The sequence below is a fragment of the Nostoc sp. ChiSLP03a genome (genome assembly GCF_034531215.2).
Classification (GTDB): domain Bacteria; phylum Cyanobacteriota; class Cyanobacteriia; order Cyanobacteriales; family Nostocaceae; genus Nostoc.
Window position 1 is genome coordinate 32,632 of record NZ_JAVRBQ020000016.1, and the last position, 18,998, is coordinate 51,629.

General features: G+C 39.7%; 17 protein-coding genes. 11 read left to right on the forward strand and 6 right to left on the reverse strand.

Features of this window, described 5'->3' with window-relative positions; genetic code table 11:
• The first annotated feature begins 538 nt into the window (after window positions 1-538).
• Window positions 539-1,093, forward strand: coding sequence for a hypothetical protein (locus tag RMY32_RS02290; RefSeq protein WP_322670833.1), 555 nt, complete (start codon window positions 539-541; stop codon window positions 1,091-1,093).
• Between the two features lie 257 nt (window positions 1,094-1,350).
• Here the strand turns inward: RMY32_RS02290 and RMY32_RS02295 are convergent, their stop codons facing one another.
• Window positions 1,351-1,848, reverse strand: coding sequence for a GNAT family N-acetyltransferase (locus tag RMY32_RS02295; protein WP_322713833.1), 498 nt, complete (start codon window positions 1,846-1,848; stop codon window positions 1,351-1,353).
• A 355-nt stretch (window positions 1,849-2,203) separates the two neighbouring features.
• Between RMY32_RS02295 and RMY32_RS02300 the strand changes: the two genes are divergently transcribed.
• Both RMY32_RS02300 and RMY32_RS02305 read left to right on the forward strand, forming a co-directional pair.
• Entirely contained in the window at window positions 2,204-3,556 is a 1,353-nt protein-coding gene (locus tag RMY32_RS02300; RefSeq protein WP_322713834.1) for a serine/threonine-protein kinase, read from the forward strand.
• A gap of 174 nt (window positions 3,557-3,730) precedes the next feature.
• Window positions 3,731-4,750 carry a tRNA-dihydrouridine synthase family protein gene (locus tag RMY32_RS02305; protein ID WP_322713835.1) on the forward strand — a complete coding sequence of 340 codons (1,020 nt, stop codon included), beginning with the start codon at window positions 3,731-3,733 and terminating at the stop codon, window positions 4,748-4,750.
• A 28-nt stretch (window positions 4,751-4,778) separates the two neighbouring features.
• Here RMY32_RS02305 and RMY32_RS02310 read toward each other — a convergent pair whose 3' ends face one another.
• Together RMY32_RS02310 and dpdE are read right to left on the reverse strand one after the other, a co-directional pair.
• The gene (locus tag RMY32_RS02310) at window positions 4,779-5,582 is read right to left on the reverse strand and encodes an SDR family NAD(P)-dependent oxidoreductase (protein ID WP_322713836.1); all 804 of its coding nucleotides are present in this window, start codon (window positions 5,580-5,582) and stop codon (window positions 4,779-4,781) included.
• Window positions 5,583-5,852: 270 nt separating this feature from the next.
• Window positions 5,853-9,161, reverse strand: coding sequence for a protein DpdE (gene dpdE, locus RMY32_RS02315; RefSeq protein WP_322713837.1), 3,309 nt, complete (start codon window positions 9,159-9,161; stop codon window positions 5,853-5,855).
• A 559-nt stretch (window positions 9,162-9,720) separates the two neighbouring features.
• Between dpdE and RMY32_RS02320 the strand changes: the two genes are divergently transcribed.
• The 8 genes from RMY32_RS02320 (at window position 9,721) to RMY32_RS02355 (ending at window position 16,227) form a co-directional block, all read left to right on the forward strand.
• Window positions 9,721-9,975 (forward strand): RNA-binding S4 domain-containing protein, encoded by a 255-nt coding sequence (locus tag RMY32_RS02320; RefSeq protein ID WP_322692671.1) that lies wholly within the window; start codon window positions 9,721-9,723, stop codon window positions 9,973-9,975.
• Between the two features lie 47 nt (window positions 9,976-10,022).
• Window positions 10,023-10,439, forward strand: coding sequence for an alternative ribosome rescue aminoacyl-tRNA hydrolase ArfB (arfB, locus tag RMY32_RS02325; protein WP_289797303.1), 417 nt, complete (start codon window positions 10,023-10,025; stop codon window positions 10,437-10,439).
• Between the two features lie 49 nt (window positions 10,440-10,488).
• Entirely contained in the window at window positions 10,489-10,665 is a 177-nt protein-coding gene (locus RMY32_RS02330; protein ID WP_322683420.1) for a hypothetical protein, read from the forward strand.
• A 792-nt stretch (window positions 10,666-11,457) separates the two neighbouring features.
• Window positions 11,458-12,342 (forward strand): lipid kinase, encoded by an 885-nt coding sequence (locus RMY32_RS02335; protein ID WP_322713838.1) that lies wholly within the window; start codon window positions 11,458-11,460, stop codon window positions 12,340-12,342.
• Window positions 12,343-12,466: 124 nt separating this feature from the next.
• Window positions 12,467-13,072 (forward strand): exopolysaccharide biosynthesis protein, encoded by a 606-nt coding sequence (locus RMY32_RS02340; RefSeq protein ID WP_322713839.1) that lies wholly within the window; start codon window positions 12,467-12,469, stop codon window positions 13,070-13,072.
• Window positions 13,073-13,560: 488 nt separating this feature from the next.
• Entirely contained in the window at window positions 13,561-14,118 is a 558-nt protein-coding gene (locus RMY32_RS02345; RefSeq protein ID WP_322713840.1) for a hypothetical protein, read from the forward strand.
• Between the two features lie 304 nt (window positions 14,119-14,422).
• Entirely contained in the window at window positions 14,423-15,331 is a 909-nt protein-coding gene (locus RMY32_RS02350; RefSeq protein ID WP_322713841.1) for a hypothetical protein, read from the forward strand.
• Window positions 15,332-15,450: 119 nt separating this feature from the next.
• Window positions 15,451-16,227: an SDR family oxidoreductase gene (locus RMY32_RS02355; protein WP_322713842.1), complete on the forward strand. Its 777-nt coding sequence runs from the start codon at window positions 15,451-15,453 to the stop codon at window positions 16,225-16,227.
• 157 nt (window positions 16,228-16,384) lie between these two features.
• Here the strand turns inward: RMY32_RS02355 and RMY32_RS02360 are convergent, their stop codons facing one another.
• The 3 genes from RMY32_RS02360 to RMY32_RS02370 all read right to left on the reverse strand — a co-directional run bounded on the left by RMY32_RS02360 (window position 16,385) and on the right by RMY32_RS02370 (window position 18,554).
• On the reverse strand, window positions 16,385-17,164 hold the full coding sequence (locus RMY32_RS02360) for a photosystem II S4 domain protein (protein ID WP_322692679.1): 780 nt from the start codon (window positions 17,162-17,164) through the stop codon (window positions 16,385-16,387).
• Window positions 17,165-17,370: 206 nt separating this feature from the next.
• Window positions 17,371-17,880 (reverse strand): hypothetical protein, encoded by a 510-nt coding sequence (locus RMY32_RS02365; RefSeq protein WP_322713843.1) that lies wholly within the window; start codon window positions 17,878-17,880, stop codon window positions 17,371-17,373.
• A 296-nt stretch (window positions 17,881-18,176) separates the two neighbouring features.
• Entirely contained in the window at window positions 18,177-18,554 is a 378-nt protein-coding gene (locus RMY32_RS02370) for a hypothetical protein (RefSeq protein WP_322670819.1), read from the reverse strand.
• Window positions 18,555-18,998 lie beyond the last annotated feature (444 nt).

The following is an 18,998-nucleotide window of genomic DNA, read 5'->3' on the forward strand; positions in this document are numbered from 1 at the left end:
CAAAATCTTTAAGAGATCGAATGAAACAGCCCTGTTGCCTTAAAAAGGGGGCAACCGGAATCAAAGTCCCCCTTTTTAAGGGGGATTTAGGGGGATCTAGAACGTTTTGTTACCGAGAAGAAAACTTTTCAAACATCCTCTTACAGTAGGGACACACAGATGTCATTAGTGTCAACTTAAGCTGAAAACCTTTTCAAATCTCGTTTCCAGCCTCTGGGCTGGAAATGCACTTCAATGGGGCTGCTGCCGCCAGCAAGGGAGGCGGAGCCTCTAGGACGGCATTCCCAGTCTCAGACTGGGAACGAGACAACGAGACAATATCTAGAAGCTTGTTTTAGGCTGGCTTTCACGTTAAGTTGACACCAATGCACATCTAGTGAAACCCTACTTCTCATGCGGAATTATAATTTGGTAATTGTTCTGGATTTTTGAGTTGATTTTACTCTTTTTCTAGCGCCAGATTACTCATCTTTTCTCTGACTCGGTTTGTTAAAAATTTAGGTATTCTTTTAGCCGAAAGGAAGTAATTACAAATTATATGGCTGAATTAATTGAAAAAAAGCAACTTAATAATATTGCAACCTGGATGATTCCAATCAAAGAAACAAACTTACCATCTATCCTTAAAGGTGTGTTTTTTATGGATGGCAATCCACTGCCAGATACTTGCATTACTATGTACAATTTAGAATGGGATATACAGAAGATGACTTTGCTTTTACCGATATTTGCCCCGCTACAGTGGACTTTTCATGACTCGATTGCTGGCTGGATATTACTACGTTCAATTCAATGGTTTAAAGTAAGTTACAAAATTCAGTTTGAAGATGAAACTTTGCAACAAGCTCAAGTCACACCTATTTTTCTAGGAATATCAGTTCCAAAATCGATTGTGAGTTTCACTATGTCCCAAGACAAAAATTCTCTCAATGGAGATATTTGGCACAGAAAGAATGTTTGGTTCGGCGGACTTTCTCGGGCTGGTGAGTATACTCTTCGTAAGGTTGTTGATAAAGATGGTTGTTATACTCCTGCTTTTAACGATATGCTTACCAGAGTCCAAAATGAATGTTTAGTTATTGAACGCCACTAAAATTGAGCCGACTCATGTTAGTCAGCTAAGGCTTAGAGCCTTGTCGCTCTCCCATCACTAACTTTTGTCACGTTCCAGATTAAGCAAGTAGTAAATAACTAAACGATCCAGATTAGCTACTCAATTTAATTTCAAAGAGAACCTATCAATTAGTTATACCATTTTGAAAAATGATTGCGACACATGGATTCACACCAAGCCAGACGCACCAAGGCAATTCCCAATCCAAAATCTCAAATCCAAAATCTAAAATGGTATTAGCTATTATACGCGAATATCAAAAACTCAGTGCCTTCATAGATGAACTCTGCTATTTTGCACATACCCATCTTTTGATGTGCTTGAAGTGATGCTTTGTTGTTTGCCTTGATGAACAGTATTCCTTCCCGCTTTGGTAGCAAATCTTTCAACTTAGCAAACATTTCCGCAGCAATACCTTGCCCACGCATAGTTTCATCAACACAAATAGGGCCATACAAGTAAGCATCTTTTGTACCAGGATAGGTTTGTAACATCACCTTTATAATTGGTAGATTAGCAGTTGTCTTTGACCAACTGAGTAAGAATCCTACAACTTGACCATTTTTTCGGGCTACAACGCTTGGCATTTGAGAGATAGTCATGATCACAGCCTCTGGCTCAAGATGACCTAACAACATACCACCATGTTCTGCGTCATTGGCTTGGGCCAACTTGACGATTCCACTAACATCACTGGGGCTGGCACGGTCGATCGCTACATCATTGAGACACATACCTGGTTAATATAAATAGGAGAAAGACTTGGAGCAAAAGAATTTTCTTTTAGAAGAATAACAGAGAATAACGCTTTGGGGAACGCATTGCAGAGGCAACTAAACGTTAGGTGAAGTAGCTTTTGATACTTTTATTAGTTTGTAGCACTCTTGTATCTGACAAAAATTCAAAGAGTCAAAGTTGCACCAAAGTAGCGATCGCTTGCAACAGGCACTACACTGCTACTATGCTAAAACTTCTAAAGTGCGTAGGCGTAGCCCAACCTAAGCATCGCTGTTTTTTCTACTAGTAAGAGTGCTTTTCTAATGGGAATACTTTATATATAGTAATTCCAACAAATAGAACTCCTGTAGTATGAGCTACTGTACTAATATTGATTGCCTACGTCCACAAAATTCTGACAGTTCTCGTTTTTGCAATAGTTGTGGTCAGGAATTATTACTTAAACAGCGATATCGTCCACTCGCGGTCATTGGAAGCGGTGGCTTTGGGAGAACGTTTTTAGCTATTGATGAACATCTTCCAGATCGACCCAAATGTGCAATCAAACAACTATGTTTTCAAAAGGAAAATACTGAGATTTGGCACAAGGCTGTCAATTTATTTCATCAAGAAGCCCTTAGTCTCAATGAACTAGAACACCCTCAAATACCCAAATTACTAGCGCACTTTGAACAAAATCAAAAATTTTATATCGTTGAAGAATTAGTAGATGGACAAACACTCGCCCAGGAATTACAAAAACAGGGCGTTTTTCAAGAACCGCAAATTTGGGAGATATTAAAAAGTTTATTGCTCACATTGCAATTTATCCATTCCCGACAAGTAATCCACCGAGATATAAAACCGGAAAATATTATGCGCCGTTCAAGTCGAGGAGACCTGGTTTTAATCGATTTCGGAGTTGCCAAATTCGCCAATAATATGAAGCAGCTTCGTACAGGTACGATAGTAGGTAGCCCAGAATATATCGCTCCCGAACAAATGCGAGGAAAAACATTGCCAGCCAGTGACCTTTACAGCTTGGGTGTAACATGTATTTACTTACTTACCAATGTTTCTCCCTTTGATTTGTTCGATATTGCTAGCGATCGCTGGGTATGGCAAGAACATTTACCAGCAAATAATACTGTTAGCGTTCACCTCTGTGAAATCTTAGATAAACTTTTGCAAAATGCCGTTTCGCAACGCTTCCAATCGGCAACAGAAGTTTTACACATACTGGAACAACAACCAAAGAAATTGCTAAATATTTCTAATTATCGTACAGTAAATACTATTGATTATACACATTTGCGTGATTTATTAGCAAAGGGAAAATGGGAATCAGCAGATCGAGAAACTTGGGAACTTATATGTCAAGCGCTAGCAAAACCTAGAGGTAGCTATATATTTAGTAGCGATCTTGAGAAACTCGCCTGTCAAGATTTACAAATTATTGACCTTTTATGGGTGAGTTACAGTCAGAAACGCTTTGGTTTTAGCATACAGACACTTATTTACAAAAACGTCAATGGCGACTATGGAATTTTTTGCAATCAAGTTGGTTGGCATATATACAATTATAGTTCTGCCAATTCGGAATTCAATTTTAGTCTCAAAGCACCAATCGGTCATTTACCCTCACGTCTTTGGATTGGTGGTTCTCAACTGTGGCGCTACCCCAATGCTTTAACTGTAAAATTAGCAGCTTGTGGTATTAGTTAGTTTTGATAAAAAAATTGTTGAATAAGATTACTAATAAACTCCTAGTTTGTAGTGAGCGATTCATCGCTCAAAGCAACGATAATTAGGACTAAAGTCCTCTCTACAAACTTTAATTGATTTACGTCTAGCTACTTATAATTTAACAGTGAGCTTTGTCGATCGCTCTTCGTCTTTATGCCCCAGGTATCGCTCCCCCAATCGTTCTATCCACACCTACCACTCACCGCTCTTGCGCCCATGCAGGATGTGACAAACCTCTGGTTTATGAAGGTGATTGCCCAGTATGGCAGTCCTGACTACTTTTTCACCGAATATTTCCGCGTTAATGATACTTCACGGCTTAATCGTGGCATTTTAGCAGCAATCACCGAAAACGACACAGGTCGTCCCGTTTTTGCGCAAATGATTGGCGAAAGCATTCCAGATTTAGTCAGAACAGCAAAGGAACTCTGCAACTATAATATCGCTGGAGTTGACTTGAACATGGGCTGTCCAGCACCTAGAATTTATCGCAAAAATGTTGGAGGTGGATTGCTGCTCTTACCGGAAAAAGTGGATCGGATTTTGGGAGAATTACGGCAAGCAGTTAGCGATCGCCCTTTGACCGTCAAGATGCGCGTAGGCTTTGAAAATACAGATAATTTTTACAAAATTCTAGATATAATCAATCGCCACAACATTGATTTGCTCTCTTTACATGGTCGCACCGTCAAAGATATGTACCACGGGGCAGTAAAATATGATTTGATCGCTGAAGCAGTTAGACGAGTCGATTGTCCAGTGCTTGCTAATGGCAATATCAACTCGGCGACAACTGCTGTTGAAGTGCTTTCTCAAACGGGCGCGGCGGGTGTGATGGTGGGACGCTGGGCGATCGGGAATCCTTGGATTTTTAATCAAATTCGGCAAGCTTTGCGCTGCGAGTCGATCGCGCCCGTTCCTTTGGCGGAGGTACGCAACTATATCGATCGTTTATGGCAAACCCCCACAGCAGCAAATATGCCAGAGCGATCGCGCGTCGGCTATCTAAAAATGTTTCTCAACTACATTGCCCTGAGTGTTGACACTGAAGGTGATTTTTTACGGTTGATGCGACATACTTCTACTGAGGCAGAACTGTTTAACCTGTGCGATCGCGTTCTCCTTACCGATCTGACAAAAACTTTAGCCTTAGTACCTTCTTTGAGCGTGTGATATCGGGCGTTGTCGATTTGGTTGTGATTTATGGTAAATTCAACCGCTTGCGCGCACCAAATCGAAATAAGTTATCTGGCAATATTGCTTTTAAGCGAGGCAACCATTGTGCCTCATTGCCAACACGATAGCGTAATCGTGGCGACCGACTACGAGCAGCAAATAGAATCGTCTGTGCGACTTTTTCAGGATCGTCGCCTTGTGCAATTGCTTGACTAACAGTTGAGCGAATCACATCGCGTACATTGTCGTAATCAGCGTAATTCAATGTGGATGACAACATGGCGTGGTTGAAGTTGGTCTTAAAGTAACCAGGCTCAATTAAAGATATTTTAATATTGAAAGGGTCTAGTTCCACGCTCAATGCTTCGCTATAACCTTCGAGTGCAAACTTACTTGCACTGTAAAAACCTTGGCCTGGTGCGCCAATCAATCCCGCCACTGAACTGATATTAATAATATGCCCACTACGCTGCTGTCTCATAACTGGCAAAACAGCATTGCTAACTCGGACAATACCCCAAAAATTGGTTTCAAAAACCTCCTTGGCTTGTTCTAAAGAAGTTTCTTCAATCATACTGGCATGAATTTGTCCAGCATTGTTAATCAGTAAATCAATGCGATTAGTCCGTGCAAGCAACTGTTTGATACATGATTGGACTGAAGACTCAGAGGTAACATTGAGTGTCAACATTTCCACATCTTGTACAGTTGGATGTTCCTTGCGACTAGTACCGAAGACCCAGTAACCTTCTTGAGCAAGCTTTTGAGCAGTTAACAGCTCAAATCCAGATGATGCTCCTGTTACTAACACAACCTTTTTATCAGTCATCGGTTCTCCTTTTGTTTGTGAATTCTTTGGTACTGCGATGGATGACACCCTGACTAATAGTCACGTTTTTTCTAAATCTTATTCATTCTCAATAAAAACATAATTTTAGCAGTCCTATACTTTGTACCTCATCTACTTGAGAGCTGCTGTATATGTTTTTATAGCAATTTCATCAGTAACACCAGAACAAAAATATCCCCGACTTCTTGAAAAAGTCGGGGATCTCAAGCTCTCAATTAGGATTACAAAGCTATTTAATCACACACCATATCACTCAAATTGCACAAGCGATCGCCCCGATACCACAATAAAACCCACAGAATCAATTCTCAGAAGCGGCTGGCGAATTCCCTCTAGAATGGCTGCATTTAAAGCAGTTTCTATCTTCAATTCTTCAGCTAATGCGTTATCCCAACTTTGCTGATTTAAACGTAGTCGCAATTGTTCTACTCTATTGGCTAATTTTTTTTCGGCGACTTTAGCACAACTTTGACATAAATCAATAAAATCGGGACGATTGGCAAGTAATTCCGCAGAAGCGTTACGCACTTGATAGCAAAAATTTTGCCATTTACTAGGGTCAACAAAATCGTCAATAATTCCTAAGCGCTCTTTTGCTAAATTGTAATCTCGTCCTTGATTATTGTTTTTATCTTTATATGGACGTTGCAGAATACTTAAGAGTGCTTTATCTTCAACAACCCGGATTGGCTGCTTTCGACCATCAACATAGATAGTTTCTATAATTGGTGGAAATAGAGCATCAACGCGGCGCTGCAAGTTTTTGAATTGAGAATTATCTAGTTTGTTATCTAGTAAAACTTGTTTGGCAATTTTTAAATTTGCCTCGACTACATAATTGCATTGGAAACCGAACCACTCCTTCCCTTCTTTAGCATCCCAAGATGCATCAGTGCGCCACAGAGCAAAGGCTTCACCTCGGTCATCCCAGTTGATATAATTCAAGAGTGCTTCGATAAATCCTTCGCCAACTCGAAAGAGTTTAACACCAGGATTCTGGTTTGCCACTCTGCGATTATAAGTACCAAATTGGTCTAGATAACTCTCAGCAAAACGGTCTTTTAACTCATTTATCGGCACTAATGTCCGCGTTGTTGGTTGATAACGTCGCATCTCTGATGAATCGGGATTATTCAGTCCTCTGAATCCCAGCGCGTCGCAAATCCAGCCTTCAATTGCTCGTTTCATTTCTAGATGACGAGCATCGTAATTATCTAGCTCTTGAAAATACTCGGTAGCAATTTCATCGTTGGCATCAATTTCATCTAGAGCATTTTGTTCGCTAATTTTGGCGATTTCTGCTTCAATTTGCTCTTGAATTGGTGAAACCATCTCTAACAATCCAGCCGCACCTGATTGAAACAAAACTGTTTCTAATTCTGCAAGTTTCTCATCAACATAAAACTGGAGACTGGCAATTGATTGTTGGAAAATGCCAAACCCATCTTTTAATACTTTATACCAAGCATTGTGAGGGCTATCTTCCAAATAGGGGCCAATCAAGGCACTAGATTGGATGCCAATTTTGCTGCCAATGCGGTCAAGTCTGCCAATTCTCTGCTCTAATTGATTAGGCGACCAAGGCAGGTCAAAATGAATTAACCAATCGGCAAACTGGAGGTTACGCCCTTCTTCTCCAGAGCGATCGCATACTAAAATAAAGCAGTTGGGGTTATTCTTGAACCGATTTAAGCCTTCTTCAACTTTGTCTGGTGATTCTCCAAATTGATGGCTGGCTATTGTCTCTGCACCAAAGGTATCAGATAAATACCGGACAATTTCGCCACAAGTTTGCACAAAACTGGTAAATACAACAAATTTGGGCAGAATATCGCCAGTAATTGGTCTTTTAATTCTCTGCTGTATCCTGGTAATGAATTCCTTTTGATTCTTCCGAACGTTTGCGGGAATTTTGAAATATGTACCTAGCTGATTCAGCAGCACTGTTTTCAAATTTTCCGTCCGCTGTCCGTCCTCTTGAGGTTGACGAATAATTTTTAGTAAGGATTGGAGAATCTCTTCTTCCCCTGAGAATTTGGGGGTTGTAGTTAACAGGCGAACATCATCTTCTTTAAACTCCTGGATGAGTTTAGCATGAGGTTTCGCAGTTAAACGCGCCGTAATTACCTGCTCTAAAATGCCTAACCAAGTACCAGCAGCGAGAAATAACAGCAGAAAAATTCGCTGATATTGCTTTTCATCAGGAGCAACACTTTGCCATTGATTGAGCAGTTCGTGGATATCAAGCGATCGCTCGTCTAAATCATACTCTTCTTTGGGCGTAAAGTTGCGGTCAAATATCACATCTTCCACCGCAGCGCGACGGTTGCGAAGCATTCGCCGATGTAGTCGATAAATATCGCTAACGTGGACGCGAATCGCTTGCACAATTTGCTCTTGTTCAGGAGAATTTACTGGTAAATTTTCCAAATCATCCGCCAGCTTCAGAAAATACTTATCCTCAGCCAAGAGCTTTCGCAATTGCTGCAAGTTGCTTTTGAGAACCTTTGGTTCTGCACCTTCTTTAAAAGAAAGCAGAAGTTTACCAATTTGTTGACGGCTTTCAACTTTGGCGCGAAAACCTTCTAGATCGCCAATTTTATAGGTTGTCGGGTCGAGCAAGTGCAACATAGCCAGAAAATCCTGCTCGTGATTGAGAACCGGAGTGGCAGATAATAAAAGTAAGCGATCGCTTTTATGAGCCAGTTCTTTGCAAGTCTGAAAACGCTGGCGCACTGTTGCATCCTTAGAGGTTGCCATTGCTGCAATATGATGAGCTTCATCTAAAATTAAGCAGCCTATCTTCGCTTTCAGGTTGATTTTATGAATATCTTCAACCGCCAGCACCGCTACCCGTTTGCCAAAATGGGAGATGTAAAACTTGTTTTCTAACTCAGTCCGCCATTGTTTGAGCAAATATTGCGGAACTAATACCACCGCATTTTTTTTCGGTTCATCAAGAAGGAATTGACGCAGAATCGCACCCGCTTCGATGGTTTTTCCCAGTCCCACCTCATCTGCTAACAAGTAGCGTTGAATTGGGTCTTCTAGTACCCGCCTGACTACTTCAACTTGGTGAGGATAAAGATTAATATTTGCCGAAATCAGTCCCGTCATCCCGCGACTCACAGCGCGTTGCTGAGTCAAGGATTTCACGAAAGCCAATCTTTTGTCGTGGAAGTAAGGCGTTTCGTGACCCTTCATCGCTAGAGTTTGGATGGGGTCTGTATTTGGTAGATTACAACGAACGTAAATGTCTTCAACAGATGCGATCGCAGTTTTCTTATCTGGTAAATCAATTTGATACATTTCTGTATCATCATCCCAAATAAAAACTCTGCCTACTATCCATTTATCCTGAGTTTGGGACTTAATATAGCATCGAGCCTGGGGTTCCAGCTTCACTTGAGAGAGCGAACTTAAAGGTAAAGTTTTTTGGAGACGTTGCCCTATAGAGCAGAAATACTCAACGTTTGCATTAGTATCAGATATTTCCGTAACTTTTCCAATACCCAAAGAGTTATTCTGGGACTGTACCAATAAACCAAGCTTAATCATAGATCCAGTCCCCTGAACACACTAAAAGAACCTTCCAGAGTAGTTTTTAGCCCATATCTGGCAGTTTTGTCGATCAACATTATAGATAATAACTGGTATTACAGTTTTTGTTAGAGCGATATCTACGACGGGCAATGACGCTCTCTACGAGACGCTACGCGTAGCTTGCTTCCCCATAGGGGTACGTAGACTCGCTAACGCTTTGCTATCGGCGTCGCTTCATCACAGCCAATTAATAAAATTAGCAATTTTCAGGTAAATACACCACACAGTAGAGGTACAGCATTGTTGTGCTTCTACAACATATACAGTTCAATTAAATGAAAACTGCTGTAAATTCACATTTCTCAGCAAAGTTTTGCTTAAAAGCATCACGTTGTTAAACGCAGGGCGACACAACGGCATTGTTCGCCAACGCATTGATATTGCAGGGTATTGCCAAATTAAATTTGCTACGAATTAATGAAATACTGTACTTAGCTGATTATCTGGTGTAACAGATTTACGCTTTAGCTTGATAAGGTAACGGTACAATTAAGATCGTGTAGATTTATTTACTATGAAGAAAATTAGAGACAACACAATTAAGTTAAATCAATTTTTAAAGTTGATGGGTATAGTGCCAACTGGAGGCCAAGCCAAGTTGATGATTCAAGGTGGTGATGTCCAAGTAAACGGGATGCTGGAAACTCGACGAGGACGGCGACTAGTACCGGGCGATAAAGTGACAATCCAAGGACAGACTTTAGAAGTGAATTTGAACAACAATGAAGACCCAGATTTAATGATAGATTTAGCCAAGCAAACCGAGTAAAGAAAGTTTATCTCAAAGTTACAAGTTTCTCTTTTGCCTTGTGAGTAATGCTGCAAATTTCCAATAATGTTATTATCCCACAGACTGAGATTGAAATTACTGCGATTCGCTCTCAAGGAGCAGGAGGACAAAATGTAAATAAAGTTTCCACCGCGATCCACTTGCGCTTCGATATTGCGGCTTCATCATTACCAGATTATTATAAACAACAGCTTTTAAAGCTCAACGATCGCCGCATTAACCAAGAAGGAGTAGTTGTAATAAAAGCCCAGGAACATCGAAGCCAAGAGAACAATCGCGAGTCAGCCTTGAAACGACTTCAAGAACTCATTCAAAGCGCAGTTGTCGTGACAATCAAACGCAAACCCACTAAACCAACTCGCAGTTCTCAAAGAAAACGCCTTGACCACAAAAGTAAGCGCGCACAGATTAAATCTAACAGAAGACAGGTGACAGATTGTTAATTCATTGATTATTTGTAGAGAACACACATATTATTCAATATGAAAAAAGATGAATAAGACATTACTAAAGATTTTGATGTTTGCGCTTTTAATCTTGTTTATCATCTCTCCCTTTGCGGCCCTTACAGGTTTAATGCTTGTAGTGTTAGTTGCGGCATTTTTCTTTTTACTAGGGGACGTGTTTCAAGCAATTATTGGTCGCAACACCGACCCGAAAAAGTCATAAAACCAAAATTCCAAATCAAGATAGGGATTTATCGCCGTTAAGCAACCAACTAGCGCCGTATTGGATTCAACACAGAAGCGCTATAAACAGCGTTCGTCTCGTTCCCAGTCTCAGACTGGAAATGCTGTTCTAGAGGCTCCGCCTCCCGAACTCGCGCCAGCAGCCCAATTGAAGTGCATTTCCAGCCAAGAGGCTAGAAACAAGAGTTTGACAAAGCTTTTAGCTTAAGTTGACACCTATGAACATTGTTGTGCCCTTACAAATACAGGACTTACGCAACTGGCATATTATTTTCAGTTCGTAGTGTACCTCTCCGGGGAAGCAAGCTACGCGTAGCGTCTCACAGAGAGGACTTTAGTCCTAAAAATAAGGGCTAAAACCCTTACTACAAACTACAAATCCGATTTTTTTGTGACACTTGCGTAAGTCCTAAAATAATCTGTACCTCACAAAGTTGCAATCTGCTGTAAATGTATCTATTTTAATTAAAAATATCTCTTGCGTTTGGCATAATAATATTTGAACAACTCGCTATTTGATAAATAAAAACACCTAAAATTCATTTAACTGAGGAGTAATAATTATATTTGCTGAAGATAGACATACTGAGGGCTAGTAGAGCTAAACTAAAGAAAAAGAAAAATTAAAAATTAATAGTCACAATATAATAAATGTTATGAAAATGAATTTTTAATAACTTTCATCACAGCCTAAACACTTTTTTAAAGTCAACATCAAACAGAATACATACATGCGGATAATTGGACATATCAACAACAAAAGGTACTACCCATGAGTTCCCGCGCACTGCTGTTAGTAAATCGTCATGCTCGCCAAGGGCAAAAGGGTCTATCGGAAGCGATTCAAAGTCTGAAAACATTAGGCTTTGATTTAATTGAGGAGTCTACAGAAGATTCCAAACATCTTGCTGAAGTTATACTTCGCCATAAGGATCGAGTTGACTTGGTAATTATTGGCGGAGGAGATGGTACTCTAAATGCTGCCGTAGATGCTTTAATTGAAACTCAGTTACCTTTGGGAATCTTGCCTCTGGGAACTGCCAACGATCTAGCGAGAACTTTGGGAATCCCAAATACCCTCAACGAAGCTTGCAAAATTATTGGAGATGGACATTTACAGCGTATCGACTTGGGTTGTGTGAATGGCAAGCACTTTTTTAACGTTGCCAGTATGGGATTGAGTGTAAAAATTACCCAACGACTTACCAAAGAAGTTAAGCGCCGCTGGGGAGTATTTGCTTATGCTGCCACTGCATTGCAAGTGCTTTTGGAAGCTAGACCTTTTACAGCAGAGATTGCAATCAACGGTGAATTGGTTCGCGTCAAAACAGTTCAAATTGCAGTCGGTAACGGCCGCTATTACGGTGGTGGTATGGCAGTAGCTGACGATGCCACAATAGACGATCAAAGGCTAGACCTTTATAGTTTGGAGATTGAACACTGGTGGCAAGTTATATTATTACTACCCGCAATGCGAGGAGGGCGACATATACATTGGCAAAGTGTACGCTCCCATCAAGGTCAAGAAATAGAGATACATACTCGCAAACCTCGCCCTATCAATACAGATGGTGAAATTACTACCTACACACCTGCTCATTTTCGGGTTATACCTAAAGCTATAGCTGTTTTTGTACCCCCAGAAAGCAAGAGTTAGGAGTCATTCAATTTTAGATTTTAGATTTTCCTTAAATTCAAAATCTAAAATTAGCAAAGTTTAGAAGTTATTCTCTCTCATCTTCCTCTACTACAAAGTGGGAACTCGCATCAACTCACGCCAAATGCATCTGAGATTTTCTCAAGATATAAAATCCCTGTTGCAACGCCTAGCTGAACAACCGCTGACTCTAGGCGATATTCTGACAGAAACCTCAGAACGGGGCTTTAGTCTGGTAATTACATTATTAGTTTTGCCTTTTTTGCTTCCTATGCCACCGGGATTAACTGGCCCATTTGGTGGTGCTTGTCTACTGTTGTCAGTGCAAATGGTTTTAGGAAGGCGATCGCCTTGGCTACCGAAAAGAATCGCTAACTATAAATTTCCTCGTTCCTTCGCCCAGTTACTTTTGCAAAACTTGGGACGGCTTACCAAAGTTTTCCAGAAAATCGCTCGTCCTCGATTAGCAAAAATAGCTCATAATCCTTTAATTTGGAGAATTAATGGGTTTTGTATCTCTTTATTAACAGTATTACTAATATTACCAATTCCGCTTACAAATCCTATCCCGACTATCGGTATTTTACTTTTAACTGTTGCCACCATCGAATCTGATGGTTTATTAATTTGCATCAGTTACGGTATTACTGCCCTAATTACCTTACTGTTTGGATTTATTGGTTATGCAGTGTGGTTAGCTCCCAGTTTGCTGCCATCAATATTGAAATAATAAAAGCCTCCAGCTTTTGGCTGAGGGCTGTAAATTCTTAGGGTGCATCTACCATTCATTAATCCGCTTTATTTATTGCCATATCCGGGAAAATTAGACTTTTGAGTGAATTTATTGTTTTCAGAATAAAAAATATCAGCCATAAAAAAAAGCCCTCAACTAAAAGCTGAAGGCTGTGATTTAATTAAGGTGCATCTACTATTTATATATCCGCTTTAGTTATTGGTGCATCAGGAAGAATTGAAAAAAAATGGATGGCCGTGGAATTGATTTCGTTAGCTAAAACGGTAGTACTGGCCTCAATGAGGATTACCTACGGTATTTGACTAGGTAATCATTGACTAACTTCACATTAATTTTACAATTATCGCAATTTTCCTCTAAATACACAAAGTTTCTGTTAATATCTCTGATTCGATATCCGCAATAGTACGAATTTAGTTTATTAGTTGGGTATATGACTATGAAAGTTAGATACACCCAACTTGATGAAGCGATCGCAATTTCTATTAGCCCTTGCTAGTCTTAGTATTGTCGGGGGAAGCTTTTTTCTGAGAACAACTTTTAGCAGTACTAGCGAGCCTAAAATCATAACTGATGCATCACGCTACAAAGAAATCCGTAATCAACTATCGTCTGAAAATGACCAAGTAAAACATTTTCCTAATGAGATTCCTCTTGATGCTAAAGACGTTCGTATTGCTTACTCTCCCAAAGTTTTACAAGGAAGTAGTTTTTTTCAAATTAGGTTAAAAGAGCCACCAAAGAAGATAGAAAAATTACTTTCACAATATAGAAATAGTGCCAAGCACAAATATATAGGTGGTGATACAAACGACCACATAAACCAACCTAACGGTGTGCCGACAACTTTCTTCTATACTAGTGATTCTCCTACAGAATCTTTTCCAGCTACTTATGAAATATTAGTATTAAATACAGATGACAAAGGTAGACCTGGCTTTAAGTGGAATCATGGAGACAGCTACGGCGTTGCTATTAATAGTTCCACTTCAGAAATTATCTATTGGTCTGAAAAATGGTAATTGACAATTAATTTTTAATTTGAATCGCCATAATAAAAATGATTATTTATGACATCGTACTTAATAAACTTCTTACATAAATCAAAAGCCCTCATACTAAAGGGAGTATCCCAATCTTGGGTGAGGATCTACCCAAAATTCAGAAAAGGGGTTAGGGGATGTAGCAAGATACCGCAGGCAAATTTTGCCTTTATGTAAGAGTCTGATAAAAAATACTTATGTTTCATACAAAAATTTATCTTACTGGTACAGTTAATAATGTTATATTCTATTCGCACTAAATTCAGTAATAGAGGTGTGCCAAATGAAAAATCTACTCAGAAATATCCTTGATGAACGAATCAAATCGATGGTTAGATCGTCCGAACTGTATCAAGGTATATATAATAGAACGCATTCCAGTAAGCTAGCTCTTACAGGCAAAAGGCTTGATATTTGTGCTAATGAAGTTGCTATCTATCTGCTTCAGTCTGGTAAAGGAAAATATGTATTACGTGATAAAGTTTGTCTTGAAATTGGAAGTGGATGGTTACTTACTCATTCGTTAGTATTTTACCTGATTGGAGCAAAAAAGGTTTATGCAACAGATGTTTGCCCGTTATTACAACCGGACAATATTTTCAAAGCCATATGTAATTCTGTAGATTGGAGTATCTTAGATAGTCTATCTACATTTGATGATCGGGATATTATCGACTTACGTTTAAAAAAACTGCTTTCATTAAAAAAAATATCTGTAGAAGCCTTACAAGACTTGGGCATAGAATACATTGCTCCAATTAATTTATCTGAAAAAGTGCCGATTCAAGAAAAAATAGATTTTATCTTCTCCAAGTCTGTGTTAGAACATGTCCCAATTGATGATGTTGTGCCGCTTTTAGAAAATGTTGTAAGTAGCCTATCAAACGATGGATTTATGTTTCATCTCATTGATTTAATAGATCACAGAGATAGAAAACAAAGACCATTTGAGTTCTTGATTTATCAACAGGAAGCCTATTCGAGAGAATTACAATCAAGGTGGGGAAATCGAATTCGACGAAGCCAATGGAAGCAGATATTTTCTAATCTTAAGCATTTGGACTCTAAATTTGTATTTGAATGGTCGCGCCAGAACGCAGAATTACCAGAAAAAATCGACTCCTCTATTCAATATACAGATGAAGAAGATTTAAGAATCTCCCATCTCGGTATATTTGGAGAATTAATTTAGTTTCTAAAAGTCACTAAGTGTTGCTTTTACCCTTTTGGATATATCACTTTGGGTAGTTAAAACTTATAGTCAACATAGCTAAGATTTATAAGTGCTTAAAAACTATCTGAATATGTAGAATGTCAACTGCTTTAATTACTGGTGCTTCTAGTGGTATTGGTAAAGCCTTTGCTCAAGAACTAGCTGCACGCAAGACAAATCTTGTACTCGTTGCTCGTTCTGAAGAGAAACTAAACCAATTAGCTAAACAACTACAAGAACAACACAACGTTCAAATAGATGTTATAGTAAAAGACCTCACAGAACCTAATGCAGCAGCTAGTGTATTTGATGCCACCAAATCAAAGGGATTAACCATTGACTTATTAATCAACAATGCTGGTTTTGGTTACTATGGCGATTTTGCTGAAGGAGATGGAGAAAAACAAGTCAAAATCGTACAATTAAACATTTTGGCATTGGTAGATTTAACCCACAAATTTTTACCCTTGATGCGGCAACGTCGTTCTGGAAGTATTATTAACGTATCTTCGATTACCGCATTTCAACCAATACCATACCTTTCTGTTTATGCTGCTAGTAAAGCTTTTATTCTCAGCTTTAGTGAAGCATTATGGGCAGAAAATTATCAGTATGGTGTGCGTATTTTAGTCACTTGTCCAGGGCCAATAGAAACAAACTTTTTTGCAGAAGCTAATTTTCCTCCAGCGCTGGCTGGCAGTACAGATAAAGTTTATTCTTGCGAAAAAGTGGTTTGGGAATCTTTAGAGGCTTTAGAAAAAGGCTATCCAACTGTTATTAGCTCTGATAGTACTACTCAAATTAGAAGCAAATTATCTCGGCTTGTACCGCGCAAACTTCTACTGAATATGTTAGCGAAACGCTTTAAAGCCTAAGTATTAAGTATCTATTAGGAGTAGATACTTAATGAATCGCGTCTGTACAAGAGTTTGAAGTTCAGAGACGCGATGAATCGCGTCTGTACAAGAGTTTGAAGTTAAATAAACTGATGTATTTAAAACTCCTCACTCCTAACTTTTCACTCCTAACTTATTACATATATCTTGTTAATTGAACTCGGTAACGCTCTTTTTTGGTAACGGCTATTTCTCCAACCTCTAAACGCCCTTTAGAGCGAATGGCGATTAAGTCGCCTGATTTGACTTGAGAACTAGCTTGAGTAACTTCCTTCCAATTGACGCGGACATCACCAGCATCAATGAAATCAACCATTTTGCTGCGGGACATACCAAAACCAGCAGATGCGATCGCATCTAATCTTAAAGAAGCCTCCACAGTAGTTAATTCTTTTTTCTTGGGTTCCCGAACCTTTAATTCTGTTAGCTCAATCTGCTGAGTTTTCACAGGAACCGATCGCACCTGTTTCAGGCTCATTGACAAAAATTCTACCAACTCTGGTGTAACAATTGCCTGCGCCCCTCGTTCTCCTAAGACAATCACATCTCCCGTCTTTTCACGAACAATTCCCGTCCCTAACATTGCGCCTAAAAAGTCGCGGTGAGAGGCGGTATCAAATAGGAAATTTCCGGCAATTTCTACAGCTACAAGGCTGACTTGAGATCGATCTAAGGGAAGTTCCGAACGAGCGATCGCTATTCTTTGGCGTTCAGCTTGCGGATATCCGCCCCACGCCACCAATTGCACTTCTGTTAATCGGTTAAACACCCTTTGAATTTCTGCCAATTCTGGGGGAGATAGAAAATCTGTCAAAACCACTTCCCAAGTTTTGATCGCTTGCTCTGCTTGATCGATTGCACGAGCTACACTATCTCGATTTTCAACACCTTTTAAAAGTTCTTCTCGTGGCAACATTCTTAAAAATTATCAGTTATTAATTGAGAATTAATTTGCTATAACTATCTTGATTCTAGCTTTAATTCCCATTTCTACAGTTTCTGTCCAGATTAGGTTAGCCTTTCTACTTGAGATTTGTTGGCGATCGCAGCGGCTGACGCTATCTCCAAAGAACAGGAAACTAACTCAAGCCGCTGTGCCGCGATCTGTAAACTATGATTTATTCAATACACAGTATTTGTATCGGCATAACCTTGCATATTTTCTGGATCGAATTGACGTAATATTTTGGTTGCTTGGCGAGTCAGAGTTTCAGAACCTTGAACGACGACTAAATATTTACCTGCATCTAAGCGGTTGCGATAAGGTAAAGCATCACCACCACCTACAAGTAAACCGACTCCGCCACCGACAAAGACACCACCCATTGCACCACTAGCAGCACCCAGCAGTCCGCCAACAATGTGATTGCCAACTTCACCCGCCCAAGCAAATGTATCTAAACCAGTAATCAGGCTGAATGTAAAACCTGCAAAAAAGCCAAATGGTATCAGCCAGGTTGCCATCTGTTTTGCTTGCTTTTTAGCTTGATCTTGGGGGTCAATTAAGCCAAACTCGTCAGCCGTTTTATACCCCCTTCCCAAAATAGTGCTATTAATGCCTTCTTTTTCTAAAGCTAAGTAAGCAGCTTCGGCTTGAATGCGGTCTGGTAATACGGCAACAAGATAATTCATTGATTTTACAATTTGTCTAATAGAAGTTTTGCCTTAATTAACAGCGTATCAGTCCTGGTGGATTGAACCTCGCATGACTAGAAGTCATACACCTGAATTACTCTAAGACTTACATCAGAAGTTAGGAGGCTCACATCTTGCACCAAAGCACTAGAAGGACTACACAAATGCAGTGAAAGTCTTCCTACAGGCTAGTCTGTCTGCACGGACTAAGGTTAGATTAAGGGCTTTGAAGCCGCTTTGCATCTATGTTTGCGTAGCCGCGATTTTAATCTCACGATTAAAATATGGGACGATTATTTTAGCAAATCTAGTGGCTCACAAAAATTGTTTACGCCTTGCTTGAGGACATATAGCAAAACTGGCGTTGCCAAAATCTTAGGAAATGTTGGCGTTGTTTTTAGATGTTCCATCATCTTCACAAGAGAAGTATTAAGCAAATCTTCTCGATATTCTGGTTCGCAAACGACCACACGCCATTTTCTAGCCAAGGCATCTAACCACTCGGAATTTGCTCTTTCTGGTTGTTGTCCTGCTCGGATAGCTAGCGTCATCGCTGCATCTTCCAAATCTCCATCACAGTCTTCAATTAAATCCAGCGCTTCCATATCGCTAGGATCGTCTGCCAATTGAGAGCGAAACTGTGCAATTTCTTGAGATGTTACTTTAGTCATGAGTCTTTGACAAGGCAAGCGAGCGAACACTCAGTTATGTTAGTCCAAATTTGACTATAGCGCTTATCTGTTAAGTCCAATACATACAGCAGATTTGAGGTTAATGAGGCACACTAAATATTAGTGCATCAAGAATTACAATGAAACCTTACTCAGTTGACCTACGAAAGAAAATAGTAAATGCATACGAAGGAGGTGGCACGTCAATCAGAAAAGTTGCTGTTCAATTTGGTGTAGCAAAAAGCTATGTACAAAAGCTCCTCCAGTTACAGAAAACCGAAGGTCATCTAGAACCTAAAAAGTAAGGTGGGACAATAAAGGGTAAATTGGATGAGTACGGTAGCGAATTAGCCGAAATGGTTAAAAGCCATCCAGACGCAACTTTATCAGAATACTGCGAGTATTTTGGAGAAAAATATAACGTTTGGGTATGTGCAAGTGTAA